This window comes from Microvirga sp. M2, assembly GCF_047497095.1.
In the GTDB taxonomy this organism is placed as follows: domain Bacteria; phylum Pseudomonadota; class Alphaproteobacteria; order Rhizobiales; family Beijerinckiaceae; genus Microvirga.
The window spans coordinates 154,503-178,027 of record NZ_CP134063.1; the positions used below are offsets into that span (position 1 = coordinate 154,503).

Here is a 23,525-nt window from a genome sequence, read left to right on the forward strand (position 1 = left end):
GGGATGCGGCGATTATTCCGCCGCATCCGAGCGCGCTCTGGACATGGCGGCGGTCAGAGCCTGCGCCAGATCCTGCTCGGTATAAGGCTTGACCAGAAGCACCGCGCGCGCCGAACCCGGTTCGGCCGGCATGGCTTCGTCTCCGGTCGCGAAGACCAGGCCCAGACCCGGACGGGCATCCGATGCCCGCTGAGCCAGCTCGGTCCCGGACAGGTCGGGAAGACCGACATCGGCGACCAGGAGGTCGACGGATCGGGTTTCGAGCGTCTTCAGGGCCGACGCCGCATCCCGGGCCAGCAGCACCTCATGGCCGAGCCCGGTCAGCATCTCGGCCGTGCTGCTCCGGATCAGCTCATCGTCCTCGACCAGCAGAACGGTCCAGCCCGTGGCGTTCCCGGCCATTCTCGCCTGGACCCCGGCCTGAGACGAGCGCGGCGATGCGGCACGGTTGCGCTGCTGCTGGTTGGCCAGGACATGCCGGATCTTGCGGGCGAGGTCCTCGCGCGAATACGGCTTCGGCAGAAGCTCAACGCCGGGATCGAGGCGACCGCCGTGCACGATCGCGTTCTCCGTGTAGCCCGAGGTGAACAGCACGGCGATGTGCGGCAGGCGCAGCCGCGCCTTGCGGGCCAGTTCGGGACTGCGCAACGGTCCCGGCATGACCACGTCCGTGAACAGGAGATCGATGTCCAGCCCGCTCTCGATCACGTTCAGGGCGCTTGTCGCGTCCCGCGCCTTGAGCACGCGATAGCCGAGATCCGACAGGAGCGCGACACCGGTCTCGCGGACCTCGTCGTCATCTTCCACCACCAGAATGGTCTCGGTTCCGCCCTGGACCGGCACGGTGCGAAGATCGGTGAGCACATCCTCCTGGCCATGCACCCGTGGCAGATAGATCTTCACGGTCGTGCCCTGGCCGACCTCGCTGTAGAGCTTGATGTGCCCGCCGGACTGCTTGACGAAACCGTAGACCATCGACAGGCCCAGGCCGGTGCCTTTTCCTTCCGGCTTGGTGCTGAAGAAGGGATCGAACACCCGGTCCAGGATTCCGGGCGCAATGCCGCTTCCGGTATCGGTCACCGCGAGCATCACGTATTGGCCGGCCTCCACCTCGTGCTGCAGGGCATAGCGATCGTCGAGCAGGGCATTGCCGGCCTCGATGGTCAGGCGTCCGCGGCCCCCCATGGCGTCCCGGGCATTGATGGCCAGGTTCAGGATGGCGTTCTCGATCTGGCCCGGATCGACCTGCGTGTTCCACAGCCCTCCCGAGACCACCGTCTCGATCTCGATCTCCTCGCCCAGCGCCCGGCGCAACATGTCGTCCATGCCCTTGATGAAGCGACCGACATTGACGACCTTGGGCTCCAGCGGCTGGCGCCGGCCGAAGGCCAGGAGCTGGGCGGCGAGCTTGGAGCCGCGCGACACGCCGGCGAGCGCATTCTGGACCCGCGCTTCGGCGCGGGTATTGCCTGCGATATCCTTGATCAGGAGCTGCAGATTGCCGCTGATCACCTGGAGCAGATTGTTGAAGTCGTGCGCCACGCCGCCGGTGAGCTGGCCCAGCGCCTCCATCTTCTGCGAGTTGCGCAGGTGCTCCTCGAGCTGCTTGCGTTCGGTGATGTCGCGGCCCGCCGCGTAGAACTGATCGCCTTCCGGCACGCAGAACCAGCTGAACCAGCGGTAGGCGCCGTCCTGCCTGCGGATGCGGATGTCGAAGTCGCGAACGATCCGGCCCTCCGCGAGGCGGTCGAACTGCGTTTCGAGGACTCCCCAATCGTCCGGGTGAACGAGAGCGTCGAACCGCATGCCGACGAGCTCTTCGGTCTGATAGCCGAGCGCCTCCGCCCATGCCGGATTCAGGCTGCGGTAGTGGCCGTCGAAGCCGCAGAGCACGAAGAGGTCCTGGCTCATGCGCCAGACGAGGTCGCGTTCGTAGGTGCGCTCCTTGACCTGCTGCTCAAGGGTTTCGTTCAGCTGACGCAGAGCCTGTTCGGCGCGCATCTGGTGCGTGACGTCATGTCCCTCGGCGAAGATCCCCGAGACGGATCCATCGGCCTCGACGATCGGCTGGTACACCAGGTTCACGAATCGCTTTTCCAGGGGGCCGCCGGGCTCGCGCTGGATATGGACCGGCATGTTGCGGCCGACGAAAGGCTCGCCTGTCCGATAGACCTCGTCGAGAAGCTCGAAAAATCCCTGGCCCTCGATTTCGGGCAGCGCCGCTCGGATCGGAAGACCCGTGAGGTCGCGGCTTCCGACGAGCAGCTGGTAGGACTCGTTCATGAACTCGAAGACGAGCTCCGGTCCCTGCAGGACGCACATGAAACCGGGGGCGCGCTGGAAGAGCGCGCGCATGCGGTCGCGTTCGGCCGTCCGGAGCTCGACCTCGGATTCGAGCCGCGCATTGATGTCCTCGAGAGCCTTGGCGGCCTGCTGACGCATGCCCAGGGCCTCGGCCAGGGCCACGGCCCGCCGGTGCTCCGCCTCGTAGGCATCGGCGCTGGCGAGGCTCGACGAGACCTGCCCGGCCATGAGCTGCAGGAAGCCGAGATACTCGGCATCGAACAACCGATGGGGATTGAGGCCGACGACCATGGCCCCGATCGGCGCCTCCTTGCCCTGTCCGACCAGCGGCACGATCACCGCCTGGGCCGGAGAACGGTTCCAGGGCCCCATGGGCAGATCCGCGAAGCCGGACAGGTCGACCAAGGCTTCGGGCCGATTGAGCGGCCAAAGGCTCGAGGCGGCCGGATCGAGAGAGCGGGGCGCGGCCGGGTGTCCGCCGGAGAAGCCGGTCGTGAAGGCGAGCTCGGCCGTGCCGTCGTCCTCGAAAAGATAGGTCAGGGTGAAGGGAAGATCCCACGAATTGGCCGCGAGGCCGGCCTGTGCGGCCTGGAGGACCGCCTTGCGGCTGTCGGCGGCCGCCAAGCCGCTCGCGAGCACGCGCAGCGATCCGAGCCGGCGCTCGCTGATGATGCGGTCGGTGTCTTCGGACACGGCGCAGAACACGCCGCCGACCCGTCCGTCCTCATTGAGCACGGGGCTGTAGGAGAAGGTGTGATAGGTCTCCTCCGGATAACCGTTGCGCTCCAGGATCAGCAGCAGGGCACGATCGAATGTCGCCTCGCCGCGCTCATAGACCTCGCGCAGCCGGGGGGCGATATCCTCCCAGATCTCGGCCCAGAGCTCGCGGGTCGGCTTGGCCAGAGACTCCGGATGCTTGAGGCCGAGCGTGGGGCGATAGGCATCGTTATAGAGAAAGGCGATCTCCGGACCCCAGCCGAGCCACATCTCGAACCGCGACGTCAGCAGGATCCGCGTTGCGACCTTGAGGGCCTCCGGCCATTGCTCCGGCGGGCCCAGGGGCGTCCGGCTCCAATCCTTCGCCCGCATCAGTGTGGCCATCTCGCCATGGCCGACGAAGATTTCTGGAGTCCCGGACATGGACTTCGACAAGGGCGACCCCTCCGTAATTCACAAGGCGCAGCGATATAAGAACCGAAAGCCTTCCGATCTAGGGTAAATATTCGCCCTGCCCAGAGCAGGCCCGGTCACAGGAGCGCGGCGGAGACGGCGGGTCGCGACGGCCATCGCGGCCGGGACGATACGCGGCCATACAGATTCCGTTCAGGAACGCCACGATAGATAGCTGTCTCGGCCATGGAGGTGAGCATGATGATCTGGGCGGCCGTTCCCATCCTGGTTCTCTCGGTCCTTGCCAGCGGACCCTTTCGCGACAGCCTCCCGGTCGTCGTCGAGAACATCGCCCAACTGACGGCGGTTCTCAGCCTCTTCGTTCTCGTCTGCCTGTTCGAGGACAGGGGGCACAACCGCGACAACAGCCAATAAGGCGGCCGTCGGCCCGCCGGTCGGCGACATTCCGGTTCAGACCCGATCGAAGATCTCGAGACGTTCGGCCGTCGGGCGAACCCGCCTGGGATGAGCAAGACCGGGGGCCGGAGGCCCGATATGTCGAGTCTCCCGGAGTGCCCGAAGGACGGTCCGAACCGCGCCGAGCCCTCCGTTCCGATGGCTGGGGCACAGCCCTTCAGGACATCCTCTGCCGCTTCATCGCCTTGAGGATTCCAAAAGCAAAAGGGCCCGACCCATGCTTCGCCCGTGCATCACACGGGCGCCATCGCAACGGACCTCAAACACGGATGTCAAACACTCATTCCTGAAAGGAATCGTGCCCAGGAAAGAACTCGTCCTCGGCTAGGTAAGTGTCTGATTGACCGATAGCATCAATCCGTCCCTGAACGGGCAGGCTCGGATATGCGGGTGACCCAGACGCCAAGAACGATTAATGTTGCGGCCATGCTCATTCGCACGGTCCGCCCCGAAGACGCTCCCGCCGTCTGGTCAATCATCGAGCCGGTCATTCGCGCTGGCGAGACCTATACGCTTGACCGGGACATGACCGAGACGGACGCGCTGGCTTACTGGCTTGGCCCGGACAAGGAAACGTTCATAGCCGAGGAAGACGGAACGATCCTCGGCACCTACTACATCCGCCCGAACCAAGCAGGTGGTGGCGGTCACGTCTGCAACTGTGGCTTCATGACGAGTGCGGATGCTACGGGGCGTGGGGTGGCGCGGCGGATGTGCGAGCACGCCTTGGCGCACGCCCGGTCGCGCGGTTACCAGGGTATGCAGTTCAACTTCGTGGTGAGCACCAACGAGCGGGCGGTGCGCCTCTGGCAAAAGCTCGGCTTCGAGATCGTCGGTCGGCTCCCCTTGGCCTTTCACCATCCGGTCCACGGCTACGTCGATGCGTTGGTGATGTTCCAGGCGCTTTGAGACCGCTCCGCGCGCCTGAAGCCCCGTCTCGCGCAACCATCCATCGCTGAACCCCAGGACAAGGGGTGCGAACCGCTTAAAGCACCGGTCTCAAGGTCACGCTGACGAGCCGGCAGGCGGCTTCGGCAGGGTGTGGAGCTGATGTTCTCCTGCTATCATACCAGTCCCATCGGAGACATGTCGTGCTTTCAGGCATCGCCTTAGACCTTCTCGCGATCTCGGCTGGTACTCTTGGAATGCTGTGCCTGCTGGTTGCGCTGTTCGGTCGGACGCTGCCGATCGTACCCTTTCAGGAACCGTTCGAGGCCGATGAGGCGGATGCCGCAGGCAGTGACCCGAGGCCGCCGTTCATCCCCATGCCGACCGATCTCAACACGCATGCCGAGATGGTCTCTTGGATGACGCGGGATCTTCCCGGCTTGATCGAAGAAGCGTCGAGGCGACCCCACGACCACTGAACGGCCCGCACTTCCTTGGCCAGCTCAATGCGTGAAAGAATGCAGATCGGGAGAACCCGCTGACGGTTGCGGTGGAACTCCGTCGAGGGACGGCCTCCGGTGCGTTCTCCCCGGCGAGGATCAGTTCGCGGGTCTTGTCGATGGTCGCCATCCCAAGCGGCCCGGCCAGAGCCGTATCGAGGACGCGGGGTTCGTTGTCGATGGTCGTGAGGGTCAGGGCGTTTATGTCCCGTCTGCGGGCTATCCCGTGGACGCCCAGGCGGCACGCCCGCAGTGGATAGGCGCCCACGTCGAAGGGGGTCCAGGCTCGTTCCGCCGAAGCGGGGTGAGTTCACCATGAACAAGGCCGGAGAGGGCGATGATTTGCCGCCGGGAGAGGCTGATGGGCCCGTTACGGTGGGCTTCTCAGAACCGCTTGAGGGCAGCGTCAGCGATGGCGTGAATGCGCTCGGCCTCGTTTGGATCCCGCGTCCGGAGCGACATCGGGACCATGTCACCCACCTCCACCGAGACAAGCTCGTCCGCGAGGGGGGCGTAACCATCGAACCTTTGAGGTGACTGAGCAGGGCTCGGGGGGCGCCGTCGGAGATGCAGGATACCGGACTTCGGATGCTTCCAAGGACAGGCCGTCGAGAGCGCCGTGTGTGAGATCCCCGTGTGAGAATAGGGACCGTGCAAGAGCCTTGAAAACGAAGGATGTGTCGGTCTGTACGGAGTTGCGCCAACTGAAAAGTTGGTGCCCAGGAGAGGACTCGAACCTCCACGGCTTTCACCACTGGTACCTGAAACCAGCGCGTCTACCAATTCCGCCACCTGGGCATGCCTGTTCGGCGAGGGTTCGTTTACGGTGCTTCTCGGAGTTCGTCAATCACTGAAAATGCATCCGATGCGCTTTCTTGGCGCGACGCCCCTTCACAGGGGGACGGCGTTTGACTAGAGACATGGCTCAATTCATGGCCAAGTCATTGATTGGCATATTCTTGACTGGCCCGCCCCTTGAGCGGTCAGACGCTTGTGACCAGGAGGATCTCATGATCGGCGCCCTTCGCACGCCTGAGCAGCAAACTGTCACGGTCTTCGGCGGATCGGGCTTTCTCGGCCGCTTCGTGGTCAGCCTCCTGGCCAAGCGCGGCTACCGCGTGCTGATTCCCACCCGTCACCCGAATCTCGCGAACTTCCTGCCCATGGGCAAGGTCGGGCAGGTTCACCCGATCCAGGCCAATATCCGCAATCCCGATTCGATCCGCCATGCGGTGATGCGGGCCGATCACGTGGTCAATCTCACCGGCATCCTGCAGGAAGGCGGCCACCAGACCTTCGAGTCGGTCCACGTGCAGGCTCCGCGCCTCATCGCCGAGGCCGCCGAGAAGGCGGTGTCCTTCACCCATGTCTCGGCCCTCGGCGCCGATGCCCATTCCGAATCGGCCTATGCCCGCTCAAAGGCTGCCGGCGAGGAGAACCTCCTGAAGGTCCGGCCGGACGCGGTGATTCTACGTCCCTCCCTCCTGTTCGGACCGGGCGACAGCTCCTTCAACCGCTTCGCGTCGCTCGCCCGCATGCTGCCCGTGCTGCCGCTGCCGGGTGCCGACACCCGCTTCCAGCCGGTCTATGCGGGCGACGTGGCCGAGGCCATCGTGCGCGCGGTGGACGGCGCCGTGAAGCCGGGCACCTACGAGCTCGGCGGCCCCGAGATCCGCACGCTTCGCCAGATCATGGAGTTCGTCTGCACGGTGACCGAGCGCAAGCGCGCCATCGTCCCGGTCTCCAACGCGGCCGCCCGCTTCCAGGGCACGGTCATGGGCGCGCTCGACATGGTCACCCTCGGCCTTCTGCCGGACGAGTTCGTCACCACCCGCGATCAGGCGATCCTGCTCGAAACGGACAACGTGGTGTCCCAGGCCGCCATCGCGGAAGGCCGCACCCTCGAAGGCATGGGCGTGACGCCCACCACCATCGAGGCGATCGTGCCGTCCTATCTCGTGCGCTTCCGCAAGACCGGTCAGTTCGACCTCAAGCGCAATGCCGCCGCCTCCACGACGCCCGATCTTCTCGCGCCCCGATCAGGAGGCGCGGCGTCCGACGTCCACCCGGAGCGGACCTCCGGCCCGGCCGTCGGCCAGCCGTCGAGCCATTAGGGCCTTGTGCAGATGGACCATCATCGCCACGCCGAAGATCGGGGTGATGAGGTTCAGAACCGGCACAAGAACGAGACCCGCCAGAACGACGCCCGCGCCGAGCACCGTCCCCCTGTGCTCGGCGCGCAGGCGCTTCACGTCCTCCGAGCCCCAGAAGCGCCCTGCCGCCAGCTCGAAATATTCCCGGCTCAGCAGATAGGCGTTGACGGCGAAGAACACGCCGATATTGACCCCAGGCACGAACAGCAGCAGCAGGGCGACGAGGTTGACCGCCAGCGACAGGGCGGCAAAGCGCAGGCCGTAGAGAAGGGCCTTGCCGAAAGGCAGCGGCCGCCCCGGCGGATCGGCCGGGTAGCTCCCGCGCTCCACCACCTCGGCCACGTCGTCGAGGAAATAGCCCGCCACGAGGGCGGACACGGCAGGAAGCAGATAAGCGAACGCGATGAAGAGGCCGAAGCCCGCCAGGAAGACCGCAAGGGTATCGAGAAACGGATAAGCCTCGCTCAGGTGGTGGCCGGCCAGAAAGACGTCGAGAAGGCGCGTCAGGCCGAGCCAGACCAGCGCCAGCAGCGCGACGGTCAGGCCGATGGACTTCCACAGGATGCGCCGGAGCGCCGGGGAGAACACATCGCGGGCCGCCGCGAAAACCGTCTGAATCAGCATGTCTCTGTTCGTCTTTCCTGAAGAGTCGCCTCGCAGGACGAGGCGTGGCCTTTACTTATGAACGGACCTCTCGGATCGCGAGAGGGCGCAGGAGAATGGAAACGATCCGTGCCGACCGATAGTCCCTCCCCGTCTCATGCCCCGCTGGAGCCCGATGTGGTGATCGTCGGGGCAGGCAGCGCCGGCATCGCCGCCGCGCGGCGCCTGCTCGCCTCGGGCCTCACCGTCGTGGTGCTGGAGGCCCGGGACCGGATCGGCGGACGCGCCGTCACGCGCGCGTTCCGGGGACACCCTGTCGATTTGGGTGCCCACTGGCTTCACGCCGGGCCGATCAACCCGCTCGTCGAGCTTGGCGTCCGGCGGGGCGAACCCCTGCGCCGCGCCCCGACGGACGGGCATTTCTACGTGCGCGGAAAGCCCGCGGGCAGCCGGTCCGCGGCCCTCGACCGCGCCTTCGCCATGGCCGACCGCGCCATGACCCAAGCCGCGAAGGGCCCGGAGGATCAGGCCGCCGCGAAGGCCCTGCCGCCCGGCATGGGCCCGCAGGGCCGGCGCGTCTTCGATATCCACGGCCTGGTCTCCGGACGGCCGCTCGACGAGGTGAGCCTGCACGACTTCCCGAGCATGGACTATGCCGACAACCTGTTCATCGCGGGCGGCCTCGGGGGCTATGTGGCGCGGCTCGGGCGGGATCTGCCGGTCCGCCTGCGAACCCCGGTTCACGCCATCGGCTGGTCGGGCCATGGCGTGCGGGTCGAGACGCCTGACGGATCTCTTCGGGCGAAAGCCGTCATCGTCACCACGCCCATGGCCGTGCTGCAGGCAGGCCTGATCCGGTTCGCGCCCGCCCTGCCGCACGGGATCGAGGAGGCGATCCACGGATTCCGTCAGGGCGTCTACGAGCACGTGATCCTGCACTGGCCGGATACGCCCTTCAAAGGCCCGGACCGGCTCGCGACGCTGACCGGCACACGCCGCACACCGCCGGGCCTTCTTACCCGGATCGACGGTACGCCGTTTCATTTCTTCGAGCTCGATCAGCCCCATGCGGCGCGCTTCGACGGGCGCGACGCCGATGCGCCCGCGCGCTTCGCCAGGGACGTGCTGGCCGAGCATTTCGGCCCCCGCGCCATCCGCAATCTCAGCGTCCCGCATGCCACCGCCTGGCACAACGATCCCTGGGCGCGCGCCTCCTGGGCCGTGGTGCCGCCGGGGCTCGCACCCATCCGGGAGGCCCTGAAGGCTCCCGTGGCCGAGCGGATCTGGTTCACGGGCGAGGCGCTGTCGCGCGCCCAATGGGGCACGGCGGGAGGGGCCTGGGAAGAGGGCGAGAGGGCTGCCGGCGAGATCGCAGGGCGGCTCAAGACCTCACGATGACGGCAATCCCGTATCCAGGCGCTCGCGCACCCAGGCGAGAGCCTCCTCCAGGGTCGGGAAGACGGACGGCCGGGACGTCATGAGGATGCTGCAGGGGCCGAAGCCCGCCTCCAGGAACCAGCCGCCGGTGCGCCGGAGGCTGCCCGCATTCTCCTCCGCCGAGACCCTGGCGAAGACGGCCACGAGATCGTCGTCGGAAAAGACGAGCCGCCCCTCGTGACCGCCGCCGTCGCTCAGGACGGAGACGGGCTCGAGGCGGAGATTCGGTGCGGATGGTCCCGGCATCTATCGATGATCGTATCGAAGGTTGAGATAGGTCGGCGTGAACTCGCCCACCGCTTCCAGCCGCTCCCAATCGAGAATCGTCAGGGCGTCGCCCTGCCACCGGATGAGGCCTTCCTTGCGCAGCTCCTGCAGCACGCGGTTCACGTGTACGGTGGAAAGTCCCAGGGTGTCGCCGAGTTCCGCCTGGGTGAGGGGCAGCTGGATCGTATCGCCGTCCGTGCGGCCGACGGCCTTGAGCCGCAGGAAGAGCTCGCACATGAAATGCGCCATGTGGGCCGTGGCCGAAAGGCGCCCCATGGTGGTGAGCCATTCCCGGTGGATGGCGCCGTCGATGAGCGTGTTGAGCCACAACAGCCGCGTGAGATGCGGATGATCGTCGGTGATTCTCTCGAGCGCCGCATGAGGCACCACCGCGACGCGGCAGGGAGTGAGCGCCAGCACGCCGTGATCCATGGCTTTCAGGAGGAAACTGTGGAGGTCGACGAAATCGCCGGCGACGTGGATGGCCGTGATCTGGCGCCGCCCGTTGGAGAAGATCTTGTAGCGGGCGGCAAATCCGTCGAGGAGCAGGTTGCTCTCGGACGGCGTGGCCCCCTCATGCACGATGTCCTCGTCGGCCTCGACCACCCGAACGCGCGAAATAGAGTTTTCGAGAACCCGCTTCTCGTCGTCCGAGAGCCGGTCGCGCTGTTCGAGTTTGAGGACGAAGGGATTGGTGTTCATGAAGACTTTTCAGAAGGAATGAATGTTCCTTCTGGCCGCTTCCGGCCAAGTCCCGCACTCACATATGTTATATGACGGAGGCTTCTCGGCGGTCCTCTGTCACAGCATGCTCGGCAGCACCCGATCGGGCGGCCTGTGGCCGTCGATGAAAGCCTTGATGTTGACGATCACCTTCTCGCCCATGGCGATGCGGCCCTCGACGGTGGCCGAACCCATATGGGGCAGCAGCACCACCTTGCCCTGCCTGGCGAGCCGCACGAGGCGGGGATTGACGGCGGGCTCCTCCTCGAACACGTCGAGGCCCGCGCCCGCGATGGCGCCCGATTCGATGAGCTTGGTGAGCGCACCCTCGTCGATGATCTCGCCGCGCGCCGTGTTCACGAGAATGGCGTCGGGCTTCATCAGCTTGAGGCGCCGCGCGGAGAGCAGGTGGTAGGTGGCGGGCGTGTGCGGGCAATTGACGGACACGATGTCCATGCGCGCCAGCATCTGGTCGAGGGATTCCCAATAGGTCGCCTCGAGCTCCGCCTCGATCTTGGGCGGCACGTGGCGGCGGTTGTGATAGTGGATCGAGAGGCCGAAGGCCCGGGCCCTGCGGGCGAGCGCCTGGCCGATGCGGCCCATGCCGACGATGCCGAGCCGCTTGCCGGTGATGCGCCGGCCCAGCATCCAGGTCGGCGACCAGCCGGCCCATTCCCCGTCGGGGATCACCCTCGCGCCTTCCGGGATGCGGCGGGCCACGGCCAGGATGAGCGCCATGGTCATGTCCGCCGTGTCTTCCGTGAGCACCCCGGGCGTATTGGTGACGGTGATGCCCTTCGAGACGGCCGCCGGCACGTCGATATTGTCGACGCCGTTCCCGAAATTGGCGATCAGCTTGAGATGGGGCCCTGCCTGCTCCAGCAGCGCGGCGTCGATCTCGTCCGTGATGGTGGGCACGAGCACGTCCGCCGTGCGGATCGCCTCGGTCAGCTCCTCGCGGGAGAGAGGCTTGTCCTCGAGATTGAGGCGGGTGTCGAACAATTCGCGCAGCCGCGTTTCGACGACGTCCGGAAGGCGGCGGGTGACGACGACGACAGGTCTCTTTTTCATCGCTCCAGCAATCTCCCGCATCGGAACGGCCCGGTTTTCAGGCGGGTTTTCACGGTCCCTTAACCCTGCTCCGGCCACAAAAGCGACGAGCCGCCGCGTGGCGGCTCAGGCCAAGCCTCTCTATCAGAGGCTTGGACAGACACAAAGTCGCCGAGAGAGTTCCCATGCGCAAGATCGCCGCCGTCATTGCCGCTTTCCTTCTCAGCGCAGTGGCGGCCCAGGCGCAGCAGCCGCCCGGCGGACGCCTCGGCACCGGCCTGCCGGTGCCGCGATTCGTGAGCCTGAAGACCGACCGCGTGAACCTGCGCGAGGGCCCCTCCAAGGATCACCGGACCGCCTGGGTATTCCAGCGCGCGGGCCTGCCCGTCGAGATCGTGGCCGAATACGAGACCTGGCGGCGGATCCGCGATTCGGAGGGCACCGAAGGCTGGGTGCTGCACTCCCTTCTGTCCGGGCGGCGCACGGCCCTCGTCATGCCCTGGGCCAAGAAGGGCGAGGCGCCGGTCGGCCTTCTCGACCGGCCGGACGACAAGGGGGGTGTCGTCGCCCAGATGCAGCCCGGCGTGATCACCAACGTGAAGGCCTGCGACGGCAAATGGTGCCGCGTCATGATCAGCATGGATCGCGCGCGGGACCTCGACGGCTATGTGCGGCAGGAGAAGCTCTGGGGCGTCTATCCCAACGAGCAGATCGAATAGGCCTCGCGGCGGCGGGCCTGGAGCATCGGACCCAAAAGTGGGATCCACTTTTGGGATCGAATCCGATGCTTATTCTTAGAACATCGCATCGTTCTTGCGAAAAACCGGGTCCACTTTTTCGCACGATGCGGAGACGCCTTTTCCGATTTATCAAGAATTCCCTGTTTTTAGTAACAAAGTATCCTCTTTCGTCTCCGGATCCCGATTCATGTCCGTCAACTTAGGCTTCAAGCTCCTGCCGATCCTAGCGGCTGTCCTCGGCGTCGCCTCTCTCGTGGTGCCGCGTTTTCTCAATATCTTCGTGGCGGTCTTCCTGATCGCCTATGCGCTGGTCCAGTACGGCTTCATCCGCTGAAGGAGCCTCAAAGGGCCTTCGGGCGCGCAAGCATACGTCCTCCGAACACGTTGAGCGCTAGGCCCGCCAGGATCACCGCGCCGCCGACGGCCTCGACGGGCTGCATCGCCTCGCCCAGGACGAGGGCGGAGCCGAGAATGCCCGCCACCGGCACGAGCAGGGCGAAGGGCGTCACGGTCGCGGCCGGGTGCCGGGAGAGCAGATAGGCCCAGACCCCGAAGGCGAAGACCGTGGTGGGATAGGCGAGATAGGCCACGGCTCCCCAGGTGCCCAGGCTCATGGCTGTCAGGGCGGAGGCGACCTGCGCGGGCCCGTCGAGCAGAAGCGACAGCCCCAGCAGCGGCAGGGGCGCGACGAGGCTCGCCCAGACGATGTAGCCGAGCATGTCGACCCGCCCCGCGCGCTTCGACACGATGTTCGCGACGCCCCAGGCGGCCGCGGCCGTCACCGTCATGAGAAACGGCCCGGCCCCGCTGCCGGACAGGCGCGGCATGGCGATGACGATCAGGCCGCAGAAGCCCATGAGGCCGCCCGCGATCTGGTGAAGCCCGGGCCGCTCGTTCATGACGAGGGCCGCGAAGAGGATCGTGAAGAAGACCTGCGCCTGCATGACGAGGGAGGCGAGGCTCGCCGGCATGCCGAAGGCGATGGCGGCAAAAAGCAGCCCGAACTGCGCGATGCCGAGGAAAAAGCCGTAGGCCACCACGTTCCAGGGGGACGCCTTGGGGCGCGGAACGAAGAAGACGGCCGGAACGGCCGCGAAGAAGAAGCGCAGGGCGCAGAGCAGCAGGGGCGGCATCGCGCCCACGCCGAGCTTGATCACGACGAAGCTCAGCCCCCAGATGATGGCGACGAGAATGGCGGCAAGGCTATGAACAGGCGGCATGGCAGGAACTCCGGGCCGCCGCTCATATACCCTGCGCGAATGCTTTTCGAGCGCTTTTTAGGACGTTTTGCGGCGAAGCCGCACGATGACCTCGACGCCGGCCACTTCCATCCCCTCCGGGGGTTCGGGCAGGTCGGCCACGCTCACGCCGGAGGTGGGCATGTCCACGAGCTCGCCTTCATCCTCGAGGAAGAAATGGTGATGCTCGGTGGGGTTGGTGTCGAAATAGGCCTTCGACCCGTCGACGGCCAGCTGGCGCAGGAGGCCGGCTTCCGTGAACTGGTGCAGGGTGTTGTAGACGGTGGCCAGGGACACGGGCACGCGGGCGCGGCTCGCCTCCTCGAAGAGGATCTCGGCCGTGATGTGCCGGTCGCCCTTACCGAACAGAAGCCAGCCCAGCGAGACCCGCTGGCGGGTGGGCCGCAGACCGACGCGGCGAAGCTTGTCGCGCAGCTCGGACAGGGGGCAACCCCTCCGGTGGGCCGGAGCCGTCGTGGACTCGATATAGGCGGACAAAGGATCGGTCATCATCGGAACTGTTTGCGGGAACGGGCGCTTCTATCATTACAATCATAGGAAAGCGAGGGGGGCGCCGCAAGGTGCTCCGCGGTCGCGCTTAAGGAATGATCCTTAAGACCCGCGTGGCAAAAGAATTGCCGCGTGGCGTCCCGGGTCCCTTTGATGGACGGCCAAGCCTGTGCTACCAGAGCTCCCGTCGAAGGCCTCGGGACCCGCCCTCAGGCCGCTTTTTGTGAACGCTATGAAAGGATCGGCACCCCGGATGGCCCGCCAGTCCAGCTTTAATTACGAAGAGCTCCTCGCCTGCGGGCGCGGAGAATTGTTCGGCCCCGGCAATGCGCAGCTGCCGCTGCCTCCCATGCTGATGTTCGATCGCATTACCTCCATCGGCGAGGACGGCGGCGAATACGGCAAGGGCCATGTGCGCGCCGAGCTCGACATCCGTCCGGATCTCTGGTTCTTCCCCTGCCATTTCCACGGCGACCCCGTCATGCCGGGATGCCTGGGACTGGATGCCCTCTGGCAGCTGACCGGCTTCTTCCTAGGGTGGGGCGGCTCGCCGGGCCGCGGCCGGGCGCTGGGCGTCGGCGAGGTGAAGTTTTCAGATCAGGTCCTGCCGACCGTCAAGAAGGTGGTCTACGGCGTGGACCTCAAGCGCGTGTTCCGGTCCAAGCTGGTGCTCGGCATCGCCGACGGCTGGCTCGAAGCCGACGGGCGGCGTATCTACGAGGCCAAGGACATGCGCGTCGGCCTCTTCCAGGCCGAGGCCCCGGCCGGCGGCTGAGTCCCGCAGGTTCGGGCTGACGCAACGTCACCACATTCATCATGTTGACAAAACGTGATCTTTTTTAAAAAACCGACCCCGCCGCGCCCGGCGGGGGCATCGGGTTCGACGGATCAATTCCCGATCCTCGCCGGCTCGCGGTTGAGAATGAGCCGGTCAGGCCTTACGTGTTGGAACACAAGGCTGGCATCCAAGATCCTATGAAGAGGTAGGCTATGAGGCGCGTCGTCGTCACCGGAATGGGCATCGTTTCGTCCATCGGCAACAACACGCAGGAGGTGCTTGCCTCTTTGCGCGAAGCAAAGTCGGGCATCGCGAAGGCCGAGGATTACGAGAAGTTCGGTTTCCGCTGCCAGGTGCACGGGGCCCCGCAGATCGATGTGGAATCCCTCGTCGACCGCCGCGCCATGCGCTTCCACGGCCGCGGCACCGCCTGGAACCACGTGGCCATGGATCAGGCGATCCGTGATTCGGGCCTCGAGGACGGCGACGTCTCCAACGAGCGCACCGGCATCATCATGGGATCGGGCGGCCCCTCCACCCGCGTGATCGTGGAAGCCGCCGACATCACCCGCGACAAGGGCCCCAAGCGCATCGGCCCCTTCGCCGTGCCCAAGGCCATGTCCTCCACGGCGTCCGCGACGCTCGCCACCTGGTTCAAGATCAAGGGCGTGAACTATTCCATCTCGTCGGCCTGCGCGACCTCCAACCACTGCGTCGGCAACGCCTACGAGATGATCCAGTACGGCAAGCAGGACGTGATGTTCGCCGGCGGCTGCGAGGATCTGGATTGGACCCTGTCCAACCTCTTCGACGCCATGGGCGCCATGTCGACCAAGTACAACGACACGCCCGCCAGGGCCTCGCGCGCCTACGACGCCAACCGCGACGGCTTCGTGATCGCCGGCGGCGCGGGCGTGCTGGTGCTCGAGGAGCTGGAGCACGCCAAGGCCCGCGGCGCCAGGATCTACGGCGAGATCGTGGGCTACGGCATGACCTCCGACGGCTACGACATGGTGGCGCCCTCGGGCGAGGGCGCGGTGCGCTGCATGCGCATGGCGCTCAAGGACGTGCACAATCCCATCGACTACATCAACCCGCACGCCACCTCGACTCCGGTCGGCGACCAGAAGGAAATCGAGGCGATCCGCGAGGTGTTCGGCTCCGGCGACAAGTGCCCGCCGATCTCGGCCACCAAGTCGCTGACCGGCCACTCGCTCGGCGCCACCGGCGTGCAGGAGGCGATCTATTCCCTTCTGATGATGCAGAACGGCTTCATCTGCGAGAGCGCCCATATCGACGAGATCGATCCGGCCTTCGCGGACATGAATATCGTCCGCAAGCGCATCGACGATGCCAGGATGGATACGGTCCTGTCGAACTCGTTCGGCTTCGGCGGCACCAACGCCACTCTCGTCTTCAGCCGTTATAACGGATAAGACGTCATAAACCTGAGACAGCGCCGTGCGATGTCCCCACGCCTGAGGGGGATCTCGCAATGGACACGCTCATTGAAATGAACACCAAGGCTCCGGATGCACGATTTGCTAACGATCGGCATCCGACACTGGAGCCGACGCATAGGGGGACCCGAATGGGCGGTCTGATGCAAGGTAAGCGCGGCCTCATCATGGGTGTCGCGAACGACCATTCCATTGCCTGGGGGATCGCCAAGGCCCTGGCGTCGCAGGGCGCGGAACTCGCCTTCACCTATCAGGGCGAGGCGCTGGGCAAGCGCGTGACGCCGCTGGCGCAGTCGCTGGGTTCGGATCTCGTGGTCCCCTGCGACGTGGAGGATCTCGCCTCCGTCGACGCCGCGTTCGAGGCCATCGACGGACGCTGGGACTCCCTCGACTTCGTGGTCCACGCCATCGGCTTCTCGGACAAGTCGCAGCTCAAGGGCCCCTACACCGAGGTCACGACGCGCGAGAACTTCTCGCGCACCATGGTGATTTCCTGCTTCTCCTTCACGGAGGTCGCGCAGCGCGCGGCCAAACGCATGAGGAACGGCGGCTCCCTCCTGACCCTGACCTATGGCGGCTCGACCCGCGTGATGCCCAATTACAACGTCATGGGCGTGGCCAAGGCGGCCCTCGAGGCGTCCGTGCGCTACATCGCCAACGACCTCGGACCGGCCGGCATCCGCTGCAACGCCATCTCGGCCGGGCCGGTCCGCACGCTGGCCGGCGCCGGCATCGCCGATGCGCGGCTGATGTTCACCTATCAGAAGGCCCATGCGCCGCTTCGCCGGAACATCACCATCGAGGACGTCGGAGGCGCGGCCCTCTACATGCTCTCCGACCTGTCCTCGGGCGTCACCGGGGAAATCCACTACGTGGATTCCGGCTACAACATCATCTCCATGCCGCGCCCGGAGGTGCTCAAGGCCCAGGACGCCGCCGGCGTGACGGGCGAGGATGCTTAGAGCATCGGCCCCAAAAGTGGAATCCACTTTTGGGATCGATCCGATGCTCCCACAGTAGATTAGCGCATCGTTTGCTGCGAAAAACCGGGGCCACTTTTTCGCACGATGCGCTAGGCGCAATTCACAGCCGGTTCAGGACGACTCGTCTAATGCCGCCCGCTCAGCCGGGCGGCATTGTCGTTTCGCGCATCGCGCCGTGACTTTTCCCGACCGAGGGCGTTCCCGGAAGAACCCCTCTCATGACCGAAGGCTTGCGAATGAGTCCCGAACCGCGACTCTCCTCCGTTCCCGATTTTCGCAAACCCACCGGTTCGTTCCGTCTCGTCGGCCTGGCGGCGGTTCTCGGCTGCCTGACGGGCGTCGCCGTCGCCGGAATCCAGAGCTTCGTCATCTTCGCCCAGCGCGCGACCTTGGGGTTCGCCGCCGAGCGGCGGATCGTGCTGCCCGACCACGCATCCTATCTGCGCATCGCGCTGGCGCTCATCTCCAGCGCGATCCTCGTCACCGTCCTGACGCGGCTGCTCTCGCGCTGGAAGACCCGGGAGCCCATCGACGCCGTGGAGGCCAACGCGCTCAGCGGCGGGACCATGAGCTGGTTCGATGCGGTGGGCGTCGTCATCCCGATTCTGGCGTCCGTGTCGTTCGGCGCCTCGGTGGGCATCGAGGCCGCCGTGACCCAGCTCGGCGCGGTGCTCGCCAGCCGTATCGGGCGGCGACTGGGACGGCCGCGCTCGGACCTGCGCCTTCTCGTGGGTGCAGGCTCGGCCGCGGCCATCGCGGCCGCCTATCGCGCGCCGATCGCCGGCATGCTCTACGCCTATGAGCTCGTCCTCGGCACCTATACCAAGCGGACGCTGGCGCCCATCGGGCTTGCCGCCATCTGCGCCGTGATCACCATGTGGATGCTCACCGGGCAGGCGAAGCCTTTCAACCTGCCGCTGGAGACCCAGGCCTCGTGGTCCGATTTTCCGCTCGCCCTGGCGATCGGGCTTCTGGCCGCCCTGTTCGGCATCGGGGTCATGCTGCTCGTGACCATTCTCGAGCGCCTGTTCAAGCGTCTGTTTCCGGGCCATGCGCTGCGCCGCGCCGTGGCCGGTCTGCTTCTCACGGCTCTGGCGATCCGGTTTCCCGCCGTGCTGGGCAGCGGCCATGCGGCCGTCGAGCATGCCGTGAACGGCGAGATCGCCGGACGCCACGCCCTGGGCCTTCTCGGCGCCAAGACCGTCGCCTCGGCGGCAAGCCTCGGCAGCGGCTTCCGGGGCGGCCTCTTCGGCGCGTCGCTGCTCCTGGGCGCGCTTCTCGGACAATGCGTGGCCTGGATCGTCCCCTTTCTGCCGGGCGTGCCGCCCGTGAACCCCACGCTCTGCGCCGTCATCGGCATGGCCTCCGTCGGCGCGAGCATCATCGGCAGCCCGCTGACCATGATCTTTCTCGTGCTCGAAACCACGGGCGATTACGACGCGGCCATCGTGGTGGCCATCGGGGCGGTGGCGGCTTCCTTCCTGACCGACCGGCTCTTCGGCTATTCCTTCGCGACCTGGCGCTTCCAGCAGCGCGGGCTCGCCATCGAGGGCGGGCACGACGTATCGCGCCTTGCCGCCTCGCCGATCTCCGGCATCATCAAGCCGCCCAAGCGCTCGATTGCCGCCAATGCGGAACTGGACGACGTCCTGCGGGCGATCTCGACCGCCGGGGCCCGGGGCACCGCCGTCTATCAGCATGACGGTTCGTTCGCGGGCCTGATCGATCCGCGCCTGGTGGAGGCGATCGAGGGAGAGGACATCCGGCTGCCCGTCGTCGCGGCGGAGCTCGTCTACGAAACCAACCCGGCCGTGACGCCCCGGACCAATCTGGCCGAGCTGGTCGACATCTTCCGCAACGATGACCGCGCGACGGTCGCCGTGATGGACCCGACGGACAGCCGCGCCCTCGTCGGCGTCATCCGCGCCCGCGACGCCTATGCGCTGGCCTCGCACATCCTCGACATGCAGCGGCGCGAGGACCTCGGCATCGCCAAGTGAGGGCGCTCAGCCGCCCTCTTCACAAGTCCATGAGAGCGGGGAGCTTGGCCTTGCTCCCGACACGATCGAGCGGCACCAGGGCCTTCCGTTTCGAGAGTCGCTTTCATGATCCTGTCCCGCCGCACCGTCCTGGCCGGCCTCGCCGCCGGCGCCAGCCTTCCAGCCTTCGCCCAGTCCGCCCCGGAGCCGCAGATGGTTCCCGTCGAGCTCGTCGAGGACGCGCTGGCCCTGCCCTCGGCGGTCAAGATCGGGCATCCGCATGGCGACGTGATCATGGTCGAGTATTTCGACTACAACTGCCCCTGGTGCCGGAAATCGGCCGCCGACCTGCCCGCGCTCCTCAAGGCCGAGCCCGAACTCACCTATGTGCTCGTGAATTTCGCGGTGCTCGGCATCCCGTCCGTCACAGCCACGAAGGCCGCCCTCGCCTATCTCCAGGTCTACGGCCCCGAGCGCTACCTGCCGCTCCACCTCGCTCTCTTCACGCTGAAGGGAGCCGTCGACGGCGGGCGGGCCCTGAAGGAGATCGAGCGCCTGGGAGGCGACACCGCGCGCCTGGAGGAGGTCGCGAATGCCGACCGGACCACCCAATGGATGAGGGACGCGTTCAAGATCGGCGATTCGCTGGGCTTTACCGCCACGCCCTCCTACCTTGTCGCGACGGAAGCTTATGTGGGCGGGATGACGCTCGCCCAGAAGCGCGAGGCGATTGCGCGCGCGCGGGGATAGCAGCCTCCCGTCACCATTTCTTAGACATTCGCCGCGGAAGCGTTTAAGCGCGGCTCTGCCCATGTCGCTCATCCGCTCCTCCCTTCTGGTCGGCTTCGGCTCGATCGCCTCGCGCATTCTCGGCTTCGTCCGGGACATGCTGTTCGCGCAGGCGCTCGGCGCGGGACCCGTCGCGGATGCGTTTCTCACCGCCTTTCGCCTGCCGAACCTCGTGCGGCGCATCGTCGGCGAGGGCGGGCTCAACCCGGCCCTCGTGCCGCACCTGAGCCGCCTGGAGCCGGAGGAGGCCGCCGAGGCGGCCGGCGACGTGATCGGCGTCTTCGCCCTCGCGCTTCTCGGCCTCGGCGCCCTCGTCGAGATCGGCGCGGGCCCCCTCGCCTTCCTTCTCGCGCCGGGCCTTCGCGCCGACGGGGAGACGCTGGCGCTGGCGGCCCTCTATACGCGCCTGTCCTTTCCCATCGTCGTGGCGGTGACGCTCTCCTCCGTGGCGGCCGCGATCCTCAACATGCGCGGCCGCTATGGGGCGACGGCGCTCGCGCCCCTTGCGGTCAATGCCGGACTGATCGTGACGCTCGTGGTGCTGGAGACCGTCTTCGCCCTGCCCCTCGACGCCAAGGCCGCCTGGCTCTCTGGGGCGTCGAGCCTCGCCGGCTTCCTTCAGCTCGCCGCCGTGCTGGTCGCCCTGCGGCGGGGCCGGGAAACGCTCGTGCGCTTCCGCAGGCCGCGCTGGTCCCCGGGCCTGAGAAATCTGCTCCTGGCGGGCTTCCCGGCGCTCGTCGCCAGCGGCGCCGTGCAGCTCTTCCTGCTGGCGGGAACGCAGATGGCCTCCTTCTGGCCCTCCGGCATCTCCTGGCTCTATTACGCCGACCGGGTGATGCAGCTGCCGCTCGGGCTCATGGCGGCCCTGGGCGCCAGCGTCCTTTTGCCGGAACTCGCCCGGCACCATCGCGCGGGCGAAACGGACGCCATCGTGTCGGCCCAGCACCGGGCGCTCGAAATGGCCCTGCTGCTCGCCCTGCCGGCCAGCGCGGCCCTGCTGATCCTGGCTTTCCCGGTGACGGTCGTTCTCTTCGAGCGGGGAGCCTTCCAGCCTTCGGATTCCGAGGGAACCGCGCGGGTGCTCGCGGCCTTGAGCCTCGGCCTGCCCTTCGCCACCGCCGCCAAGGTGCTGAGCCAGACCCTGTTCGCGCGCGGAGCCCTGCGCAAGACGGTGGCCGGCGCCGTGCTCGGCATCGTCACGACGGTCGCAGGAGGCGCGCTGCTCGCGTCCTTCTGGGGGCCTCCCGGAATCGCCCTCGGCATCAGCCTGGGCTGTGTCGCCCACGTCCTCGCGATGATCTGGCTGCTGGCCCGAATCGGCTTGTGGCGCCCCGACCATCGCTTCCTCGCGCGCCTTCTGCGCATCGGTCTCGCGACCGCCCTCATGAGCCTGGCGCTGTGGGGGGCAGAAGGGTTCCTCGGGCCCAAGGATCCCGCCGCCCTGGCGGGCCTGTGTCTCGGCGGCCTCGGCGTTTATGCCCTCGCGGCATGGCTGACCGGCGCGGTGACCCGTGACGACCTGGCCCGGTTCCGTTAAACGCTTGCATCGTGGCGCGGCCCTGTCATAACCGCGCCGCAACGCAATAAGGGAAACAACGCGGCCGGCGTCCAACCCGGTCCGGCGTAGGAGTGCAAGACGATGGCGCAGTTCAAGGAGCTGGTTTTCTCAGGCATGCAGCCGACGGGGAACCTGCATCTCGGTAACTATCTCGGCGCGATGATCCGATGGATCGAACTCCAGAAGACGATGGAATGCATCTATTGCGTCGTCGACATGCACGCCATCACCATCTGGCAGGACCCGGCGGACCTGAAGCGCCAGATCCGCGAGGTGACGGCCGCCTATCTCGCCGCCGGCCTCGACCCGAAGAAGAGCATCATCTTCAACCAGAGCCAGGTGTACCAGCACGCGGAACTCGCCTGGGTGTTCAACTGCGTCGCGCGCATCGGCTGGATGAACCGCATGACGCAGTTCAAGGAGAAGGCCGGCAAGGACCGCGAGAACGCCTCGCTCGGCCTCTATGCCTATCCGAGCCTGATGGCCGCCGACATCCTGGTCTACCGCGCCACGCACGTACCGGTGGGCGAGGACCAGAAGCAGCATCTCGAGCTCACCCGCGACGTGGCCCAGAAGTTCAACAACGACTATGCCGCCTCGATCGCCGCGAACGGCTATGGCGACGCCTTCTTCCCGCTCACCGAGCCCATGATCCAGGGCCCGGCCACCCGCGTCATGTCGCTGCGCGACGGATCGAAGAAGATGTCGAAGTCGGACCCGTCCGACTATTCCCGCATCAATCTCACGGACGATGCCGACACCATCGCCCAGAAGGTCCGCAAGGCGAAGACGGATCCCGAGCCCCTGCCGTCCGAGATCGAGGGCCTAAAGGGCCGTCCCGAGGCGGAGAACCTGGTCGCCATCTACGCGGCGCTCACCGGCATGACGGCGGAAGACGTGCTGCGGGACCACGGCGGCGGCCAGTTCTCCGGCTTCAAGGCGGCCCTGGTGGACGTGGCGGTGACGAAGCTCGCTCCGATCGCCGAGGAGATGCGCCGTCTCATGGCCGATCCGGACCATATCGACGCGATTCTCATCGACGGTTCGAACCGCGCCCGGGTGATCGCCGCCCAGACCATGGACGCGGTGAGGGACATCGTGGGCTTCGTTCGGGCCCGCTGAACGGGATCCGGTGGTCCGGAGCGGATCACCGGATCCATCCCATGGGGGCAAGCCGATAAAGGGCAAGTCTAAAGGGCAAGTCGACTTTTCACGTTCGATGCTCGACCATCTTGGTTCGAGCATCTTTTCACGCAAACCGGGTCCCACTTTTGCGTTCGATGCTCTCCTGGCTTGAGCATCTTTTCACGCAAAACCGGGTCCCACTTTTGCGTTCGATGCTCTAGATCAAAGCCTCGCACTTGTCCTATTCCTTCGGGCAGGGCAGCATCATGCCGTTGCAGGAGAGCTTGCATTGAGCGGGCAGCGCCGATCCTACGAATCGGGCCACCGGCCGAAATTCATGGTGGTGGTCGACAAGACGCCGGAATGCGCGCAGGCGGTCCACTTCGCCTCGCGCCGTTGCGCGCGCACCGGAGCGAGCATGCTCATGCTCGCCGTGGTCGCTCCGCCGGACAATTTCGAGTGGATCGGCGTCGGCGAGGCCATGATCGAGGAGGCGAGCGCGGAAGCCGCCAAGCTCCTCGAAGCGGCCGCCCGCGAGGCGCGCAGCGCCGCAGGCGTGGAGCCGGAGCAGGTGATCCGGGTCGGCAGCCGCTCGGAAGAGATCATCAAGCTGATCCGCGAGGACGAGGACGTATCCTTCCTGGTCCTCGCCGCCGGCAGCGGCAAGGAAGGCCCCGGCCCCCTCGTGAGCACCCTTGCCGGCAAGGCGGCCTCCACCTTCCCGGTCCCCATCGTGATCGTGCCGGGCAGCCTGACGGACGAGGAGATCGACGCCCTGGCGGGGTGAGATGCATCATCCGGCGTCATGGACGTGCTCGTCACGGCCATCCACGTCTTGGAAGCCGCAGCGAGG

The 23,525-nt window shown here is 66.5% G+C and carries 22 protein-coding genes and 1 tRNA gene; 15 read left to right on the forward strand and 8 right to left on the reverse strand.

Translation table 11 applies throughout. The features are described from left to right. Positions 1–12: 12 nt before the first annotated feature. A complete protein-coding gene (locus RE429_RS00760) occupies positions 13–3,456 on the reverse strand; it encodes a PAS domain-containing protein (protein WP_414472512.1) in 3,444 nt (1,147 codons plus the stop codon). A 216-nt stretch (positions 3,457–3,672) separates the two neighbouring features. Here RE429_RS00760 and RE429_RS00765 point away from each other — a divergent pair, with 216 nt between their 5' ends. The 3 genes from RE429_RS00765 (at position 3,673) to RE429_RS00775 (ending at position 5,258) form a co-directional block, all read left to right on the forward strand. Continuing rightward, on the forward strand, positions 3,673–3,849 hold the full coding sequence (locus RE429_RS00765) for a hypothetical protein (RefSeq protein WP_414472513.1): 177 nt from the start codon (positions 3,673–3,675) through the stop codon (positions 3,847–3,849). A 468-nt stretch (positions 3,850–4,317) separates the two neighbouring features. After that, on the forward strand, positions 4,318–4,800 hold the full coding sequence (locus RE429_RS00770) for an N-acetyltransferase family protein (RefSeq protein ID WP_414474264.1): 483 nt from the start codon (positions 4,318–4,320) through the stop codon (positions 4,798–4,800). Positions 4,801–4,982: 182 nt separating this feature from the next. Next, positions 4,983–5,258, forward strand: coding sequence for a hypothetical protein (locus tag RE429_RS00775; RefSeq protein WP_414472514.1), 276 nt, complete (start codon positions 4,983–4,985; stop codon positions 5,256–5,258). Positions 5,259–5,992: 734 nt separating this feature from the next. Here RE429_RS00775 and RE429_RS00780 read toward each other — a convergent pair. Next, positions 5,993–6,077: transfer RNA gene (locus tag RE429_RS00780), tRNA-Leu, on the reverse strand. Between the two features lie 212 nt (positions 6,078–6,289). Here RE429_RS00780 and RE429_RS00785 point away from each other — a divergent pair. Next, complete coding sequence (locus RE429_RS00785; protein ID WP_414472515.1) at positions 6,290–7,393, forward strand: complex I NDUFA9 subunit family protein; 1,104 nt, start codon at positions 6,290–6,292, stop codon at positions 7,391–7,393. Here the strand turns inward: RE429_RS00785 and RE429_RS00790 are convergent. Continuing rightward, positions 7,319–8,056: a sulfate transporter family protein gene (locus RE429_RS00790; protein WP_414472516.1), complete on the reverse strand. Its 738-nt coding sequence runs from the start codon at positions 8,054–8,056 to the stop codon at positions 7,319–7,321. The two genes, RE429_RS00785 and RE429_RS00790, sit on opposite strands and share 75 nt — an antisense overlap. Before the next feature lie 57 nt (positions 8,057–8,113). On the opposite strand from RE429_RS00790, the gene RE429_RS00795 reads away from it, so the two are divergent. After that, on the forward strand, positions 8,114–9,433 hold the full coding sequence (locus RE429_RS00795; protein WP_414472517.1) for a flavin monoamine oxidase family protein: 1,320 nt from the start codon (positions 8,114–8,116) through the stop codon (positions 9,431–9,433). Here the strand turns inward: RE429_RS00795 and RE429_RS00800 are convergent. The 3 genes from RE429_RS00800 to RE429_RS00810 form a co-directional block, all read right to left on the reverse strand. Next, positions 9,425–9,718 carry a hypothetical protein gene (locus RE429_RS00800; RefSeq protein WP_414472518.1) on the reverse strand — a complete coding sequence of 98 codons (294 nt, stop codon included), beginning with the start codon at positions 9,716–9,718 and terminating at the stop codon, positions 9,425–9,427. The two genes, RE429_RS00795 and RE429_RS00800, sit on opposite strands and share 9 nt — an antisense overlap. Beyond that, on the reverse strand, positions 9,719–10,441 hold the full coding sequence (locus tag RE429_RS00805; protein ID WP_414472519.1) for a Crp/Fnr family transcriptional regulator: 723 nt from the start codon (positions 10,439–10,441) through the stop codon (positions 9,719–9,721). It abuts the gene before it with no gap. A gap of 99 nt (positions 10,442–10,540) precedes the next feature. Beyond that, positions 10,541–11,533, reverse strand: coding sequence for a 2-hydroxyacid dehydrogenase (locus RE429_RS00810; RefSeq protein WP_414472520.1), 993 nt, complete (start codon positions 11,531–11,533; stop codon positions 10,541–10,543). 164 nt (positions 11,534–11,697) lie between these two features. On the opposite strand from RE429_RS00810, the gene RE429_RS00815 reads away from it, so the two are divergent. Both RE429_RS00815 and RE429_RS00820 read left to right on the forward strand, forming a co-directional pair. Beyond that, a complete protein-coding gene (locus tag RE429_RS00815) occupies positions 11,698–12,231 on the forward strand; it encodes an SH3 domain-containing protein (protein ID WP_414472521.1) in 534 nt (177 codons plus the stop codon). 208 nt (positions 12,232–12,439) lie between these two features. After that, positions 12,440–12,586, forward strand: a complete 147-nt coding sequence (locus tag RE429_RS00820) for a DUF3096 domain-containing protein (RefSeq protein WP_414472522.1) — start codon at positions 12,440–12,442, stop codon at positions 12,584–12,586. 7 nt (positions 12,587–12,593) lie between these two features. Here RE429_RS00820 and RE429_RS00825 read toward each other — a convergent pair whose 3' ends face one another. Beyond that, positions 12,594–13,472, reverse strand: a complete 879-nt coding sequence (locus RE429_RS00825; RefSeq protein ID WP_414472523.1) for an EamA family transporter — start codon at positions 13,470–13,472, stop codon at positions 12,594–12,596. 57 nt (positions 13,473–13,529) lie between these two features. Beyond that, positions 13,530–14,000, reverse strand: a complete 471-nt coding sequence (irr, locus tag RE429_RS00830) for a Fur family transcriptional regulator Irr (RefSeq protein WP_414474265.1) — start codon at positions 13,998–14,000, stop codon at positions 13,530–13,532. 253 nt (positions 14,001–14,253) lie between these two features. Between irr and fabA the strand changes: the two genes are divergently transcribed. From fabA to RE429_RS00870, 8 genes are all read left to right on the forward strand, one after another. Beyond that, on the forward strand, positions 14,254–14,775 hold the full coding sequence (gene fabA, locus RE429_RS00835; protein WP_414472524.1) for a 3-hydroxyacyl-[acyl-carrier-protein] dehydratase FabA: 522 nt from the start codon (positions 14,254–14,256) through the stop codon (positions 14,773–14,775). A 215-nt stretch (positions 14,776–14,990) separates the two neighbouring features. Further along, positions 14,991–16,214, forward strand: a complete 1,224-nt coding sequence (gene fabB, locus RE429_RS00840) for a beta-ketoacyl-ACP synthase I (RefSeq protein WP_414472525.1) — start codon at positions 14,991–14,993, stop codon at positions 16,212–16,214. A gap of 155 nt (positions 16,215–16,369) precedes the next feature. After that, on the forward strand, positions 16,370–17,200 hold the full coding sequence (fabI, locus tag RE429_RS00845) for an enoyl-ACP reductase FabI (protein WP_370439201.1): 831 nt from the start codon (positions 16,370–16,372) through the stop codon (positions 17,198–17,200). Positions 17,201–17,457: 257 nt separating this feature from the next. Further along, on the forward strand, positions 17,458–19,221 hold the full coding sequence (locus RE429_RS00850) for a chloride channel protein (protein WP_414472526.1): 1,764 nt from the start codon (positions 17,458–17,460) through the stop codon (positions 19,219–19,221). A gap of 105 nt (positions 19,222–19,326) precedes the next feature. Next, positions 19,327–19,950, forward strand: coding sequence for a thioredoxin domain-containing protein (locus tag RE429_RS00855; RefSeq protein WP_414472527.1), 624 nt, complete (start codon positions 19,327–19,329; stop codon positions 19,948–19,950). A 61-nt stretch (positions 19,951–20,011) separates the two neighbouring features. After that, complete coding sequence (gene murJ / locus RE429_RS00860; RefSeq protein WP_414472528.1) at positions 20,012–21,526, forward strand: murein biosynthesis integral membrane protein MurJ; 1,515 nt, start codon at positions 20,012–20,014, stop codon at positions 21,524–21,526. Between the two features lie 102 nt (positions 21,527–21,628). Next, positions 21,629–22,669: a tryptophan--tRNA ligase gene (gene trpS / locus RE429_RS00865; protein WP_414472529.1), complete on the forward strand. Its 1,041-nt coding sequence runs from the start codon at positions 21,629–21,631 to the stop codon at positions 22,667–22,669. A gap of 292 nt (positions 22,670–22,961) precedes the next feature. Continuing rightward, positions 22,962–23,459 (forward strand): universal stress protein, encoded by a 498-nt coding sequence (locus tag RE429_RS00870; RefSeq protein ID WP_414472530.1) that lies wholly within the window; start codon positions 22,962–22,964, stop codon positions 23,457–23,459. Positions 23,460–23,525: the final 66 nt, after the last annotated feature.

What these genes read in the sequence shown, in the direction of transcription:
- RE429_RS00765 (WP_414472513.1), top strand. Translation starts at nt 3,673, where the DNA reads ATGATGATCTGGGCGGCCGTTCCCATCCTGGTTCTCTCGGTCCTTGCC.
- RE429_RS00770 (WP_414474264.1), top strand. Translation starts at nt 4,318, where the DNA reads ATGCTCATTCGCACGGTCCGCCCCGAAGACGCTCCCGCCGTCTGGTCA.
- RE429_RS00785 (WP_414472515.1), top strand. Translation starts at nt 6,290, where the DNA reads ATGATCGGCGCCCTTCGCACGCCTGAGCAGCAAACTGTCACGGTCTTC.
- RE429_RS00790 (WP_414472516.1), bottom strand. Translation starts at nt 8,056, where the DNA reads ATGCTGATTCAGACGGTTTTCGCGGCGGCCCGCGATGTGTTCTCCCCG.
- RE429_RS00795 (WP_414472517.1), top strand. Translation starts at nt 8,114, where the DNA reads ATGAACGGACCTCTCGGATCGCGAGAGGGCGCAGGAGAATGGAAACGA.
- RE429_RS00800 (WP_414472518.1), bottom strand. Translation starts at nt 9,718, where the DNA reads ATGCCGGGACCATCCGCACCGAATCTCCGCCTCGAGCCCGTCTCCGTC.
- RE429_RS00805 (WP_414472519.1), bottom strand. Translation starts at nt 10,441, where the DNA reads ATGAACACCAATCCCTTCGTCCTCAAACTCGAACAGCGCGACCGGCTC.
- RE429_RS00810 (WP_414472520.1), bottom strand. Translation starts at nt 11,533, where the DNA reads ATGAAAAAGAGACCTGTCGTCGTCGTCACCCGCCGCCTTCCGGACGTC.
- RE429_RS00815 (WP_414472521.1), top strand. Translation starts at nt 11,698, where the DNA reads ATGCGCAAGATCGCCGCCGTCATTGCCGCTTTCCTTCTCAGCGCAGTG.
- RE429_RS00820 (WP_414472522.1), top strand. Translation starts at nt 12,440, where the DNA reads ATGTCCGTCAACTTAGGCTTCAAGCTCCTGCCGATCCTAGCGGCTGTC.
- RE429_RS00825 (WP_414472523.1), bottom strand. Translation starts at nt 13,472, where the DNA reads ATGCCGCCTGTTCATAGCCTTGCCGCCATTCTCGTCGCCATCATCTGG.
- irr (WP_414474265.1), bottom strand. Translation starts at nt 14,000, where the DNA reads ATGACCGATCCTTTGTCCGCCTATATCGAGTCCACGACGGCTCCGGCC.
- fabA (WP_414472524.1), top strand. Translation starts at nt 14,254, where the DNA reads ATGGCCCGCCAGTCCAGCTTTAATTACGAAGAGCTCCTCGCCTGCGGG.
- fabB (WP_414472525.1), top strand. Translation starts at nt 14,991, where the DNA reads ATGAGGCGCGTCGTCGTCACCGGAATGGGCATCGTTTCGTCCATCGGC.
- fabI (WP_370439201.1), top strand. Translation starts at nt 16,370, where the DNA reads ATGGGCGGTCTGATGCAAGGTAAGCGCGGCCTCATCATGGGTGTCGCG.
- RE429_RS00850 (WP_414472526.1), top strand. Translation starts at nt 17,458, where the DNA reads ATGAGTCCCGAACCGCGACTCTCCTCCGTTCCCGATTTTCGCAAACCC.
- RE429_RS00855 (WP_414472527.1), top strand. Translation starts at nt 19,327, where the DNA reads ATGATCCTGTCCCGCCGCACCGTCCTGGCCGGCCTCGCCGCCGGCGCC.
- murJ (WP_414472528.1), top strand. Translation starts at nt 20,012, where the DNA reads ATGTCGCTCATCCGCTCCTCCCTTCTGGTCGGCTTCGGCTCGATCGCC.
- trpS (WP_414472529.1), top strand. Translation starts at nt 21,629, where the DNA reads ATGGCGCAGTTCAAGGAGCTGGTTTTCTCAGGCATGCAGCCGACGGGG.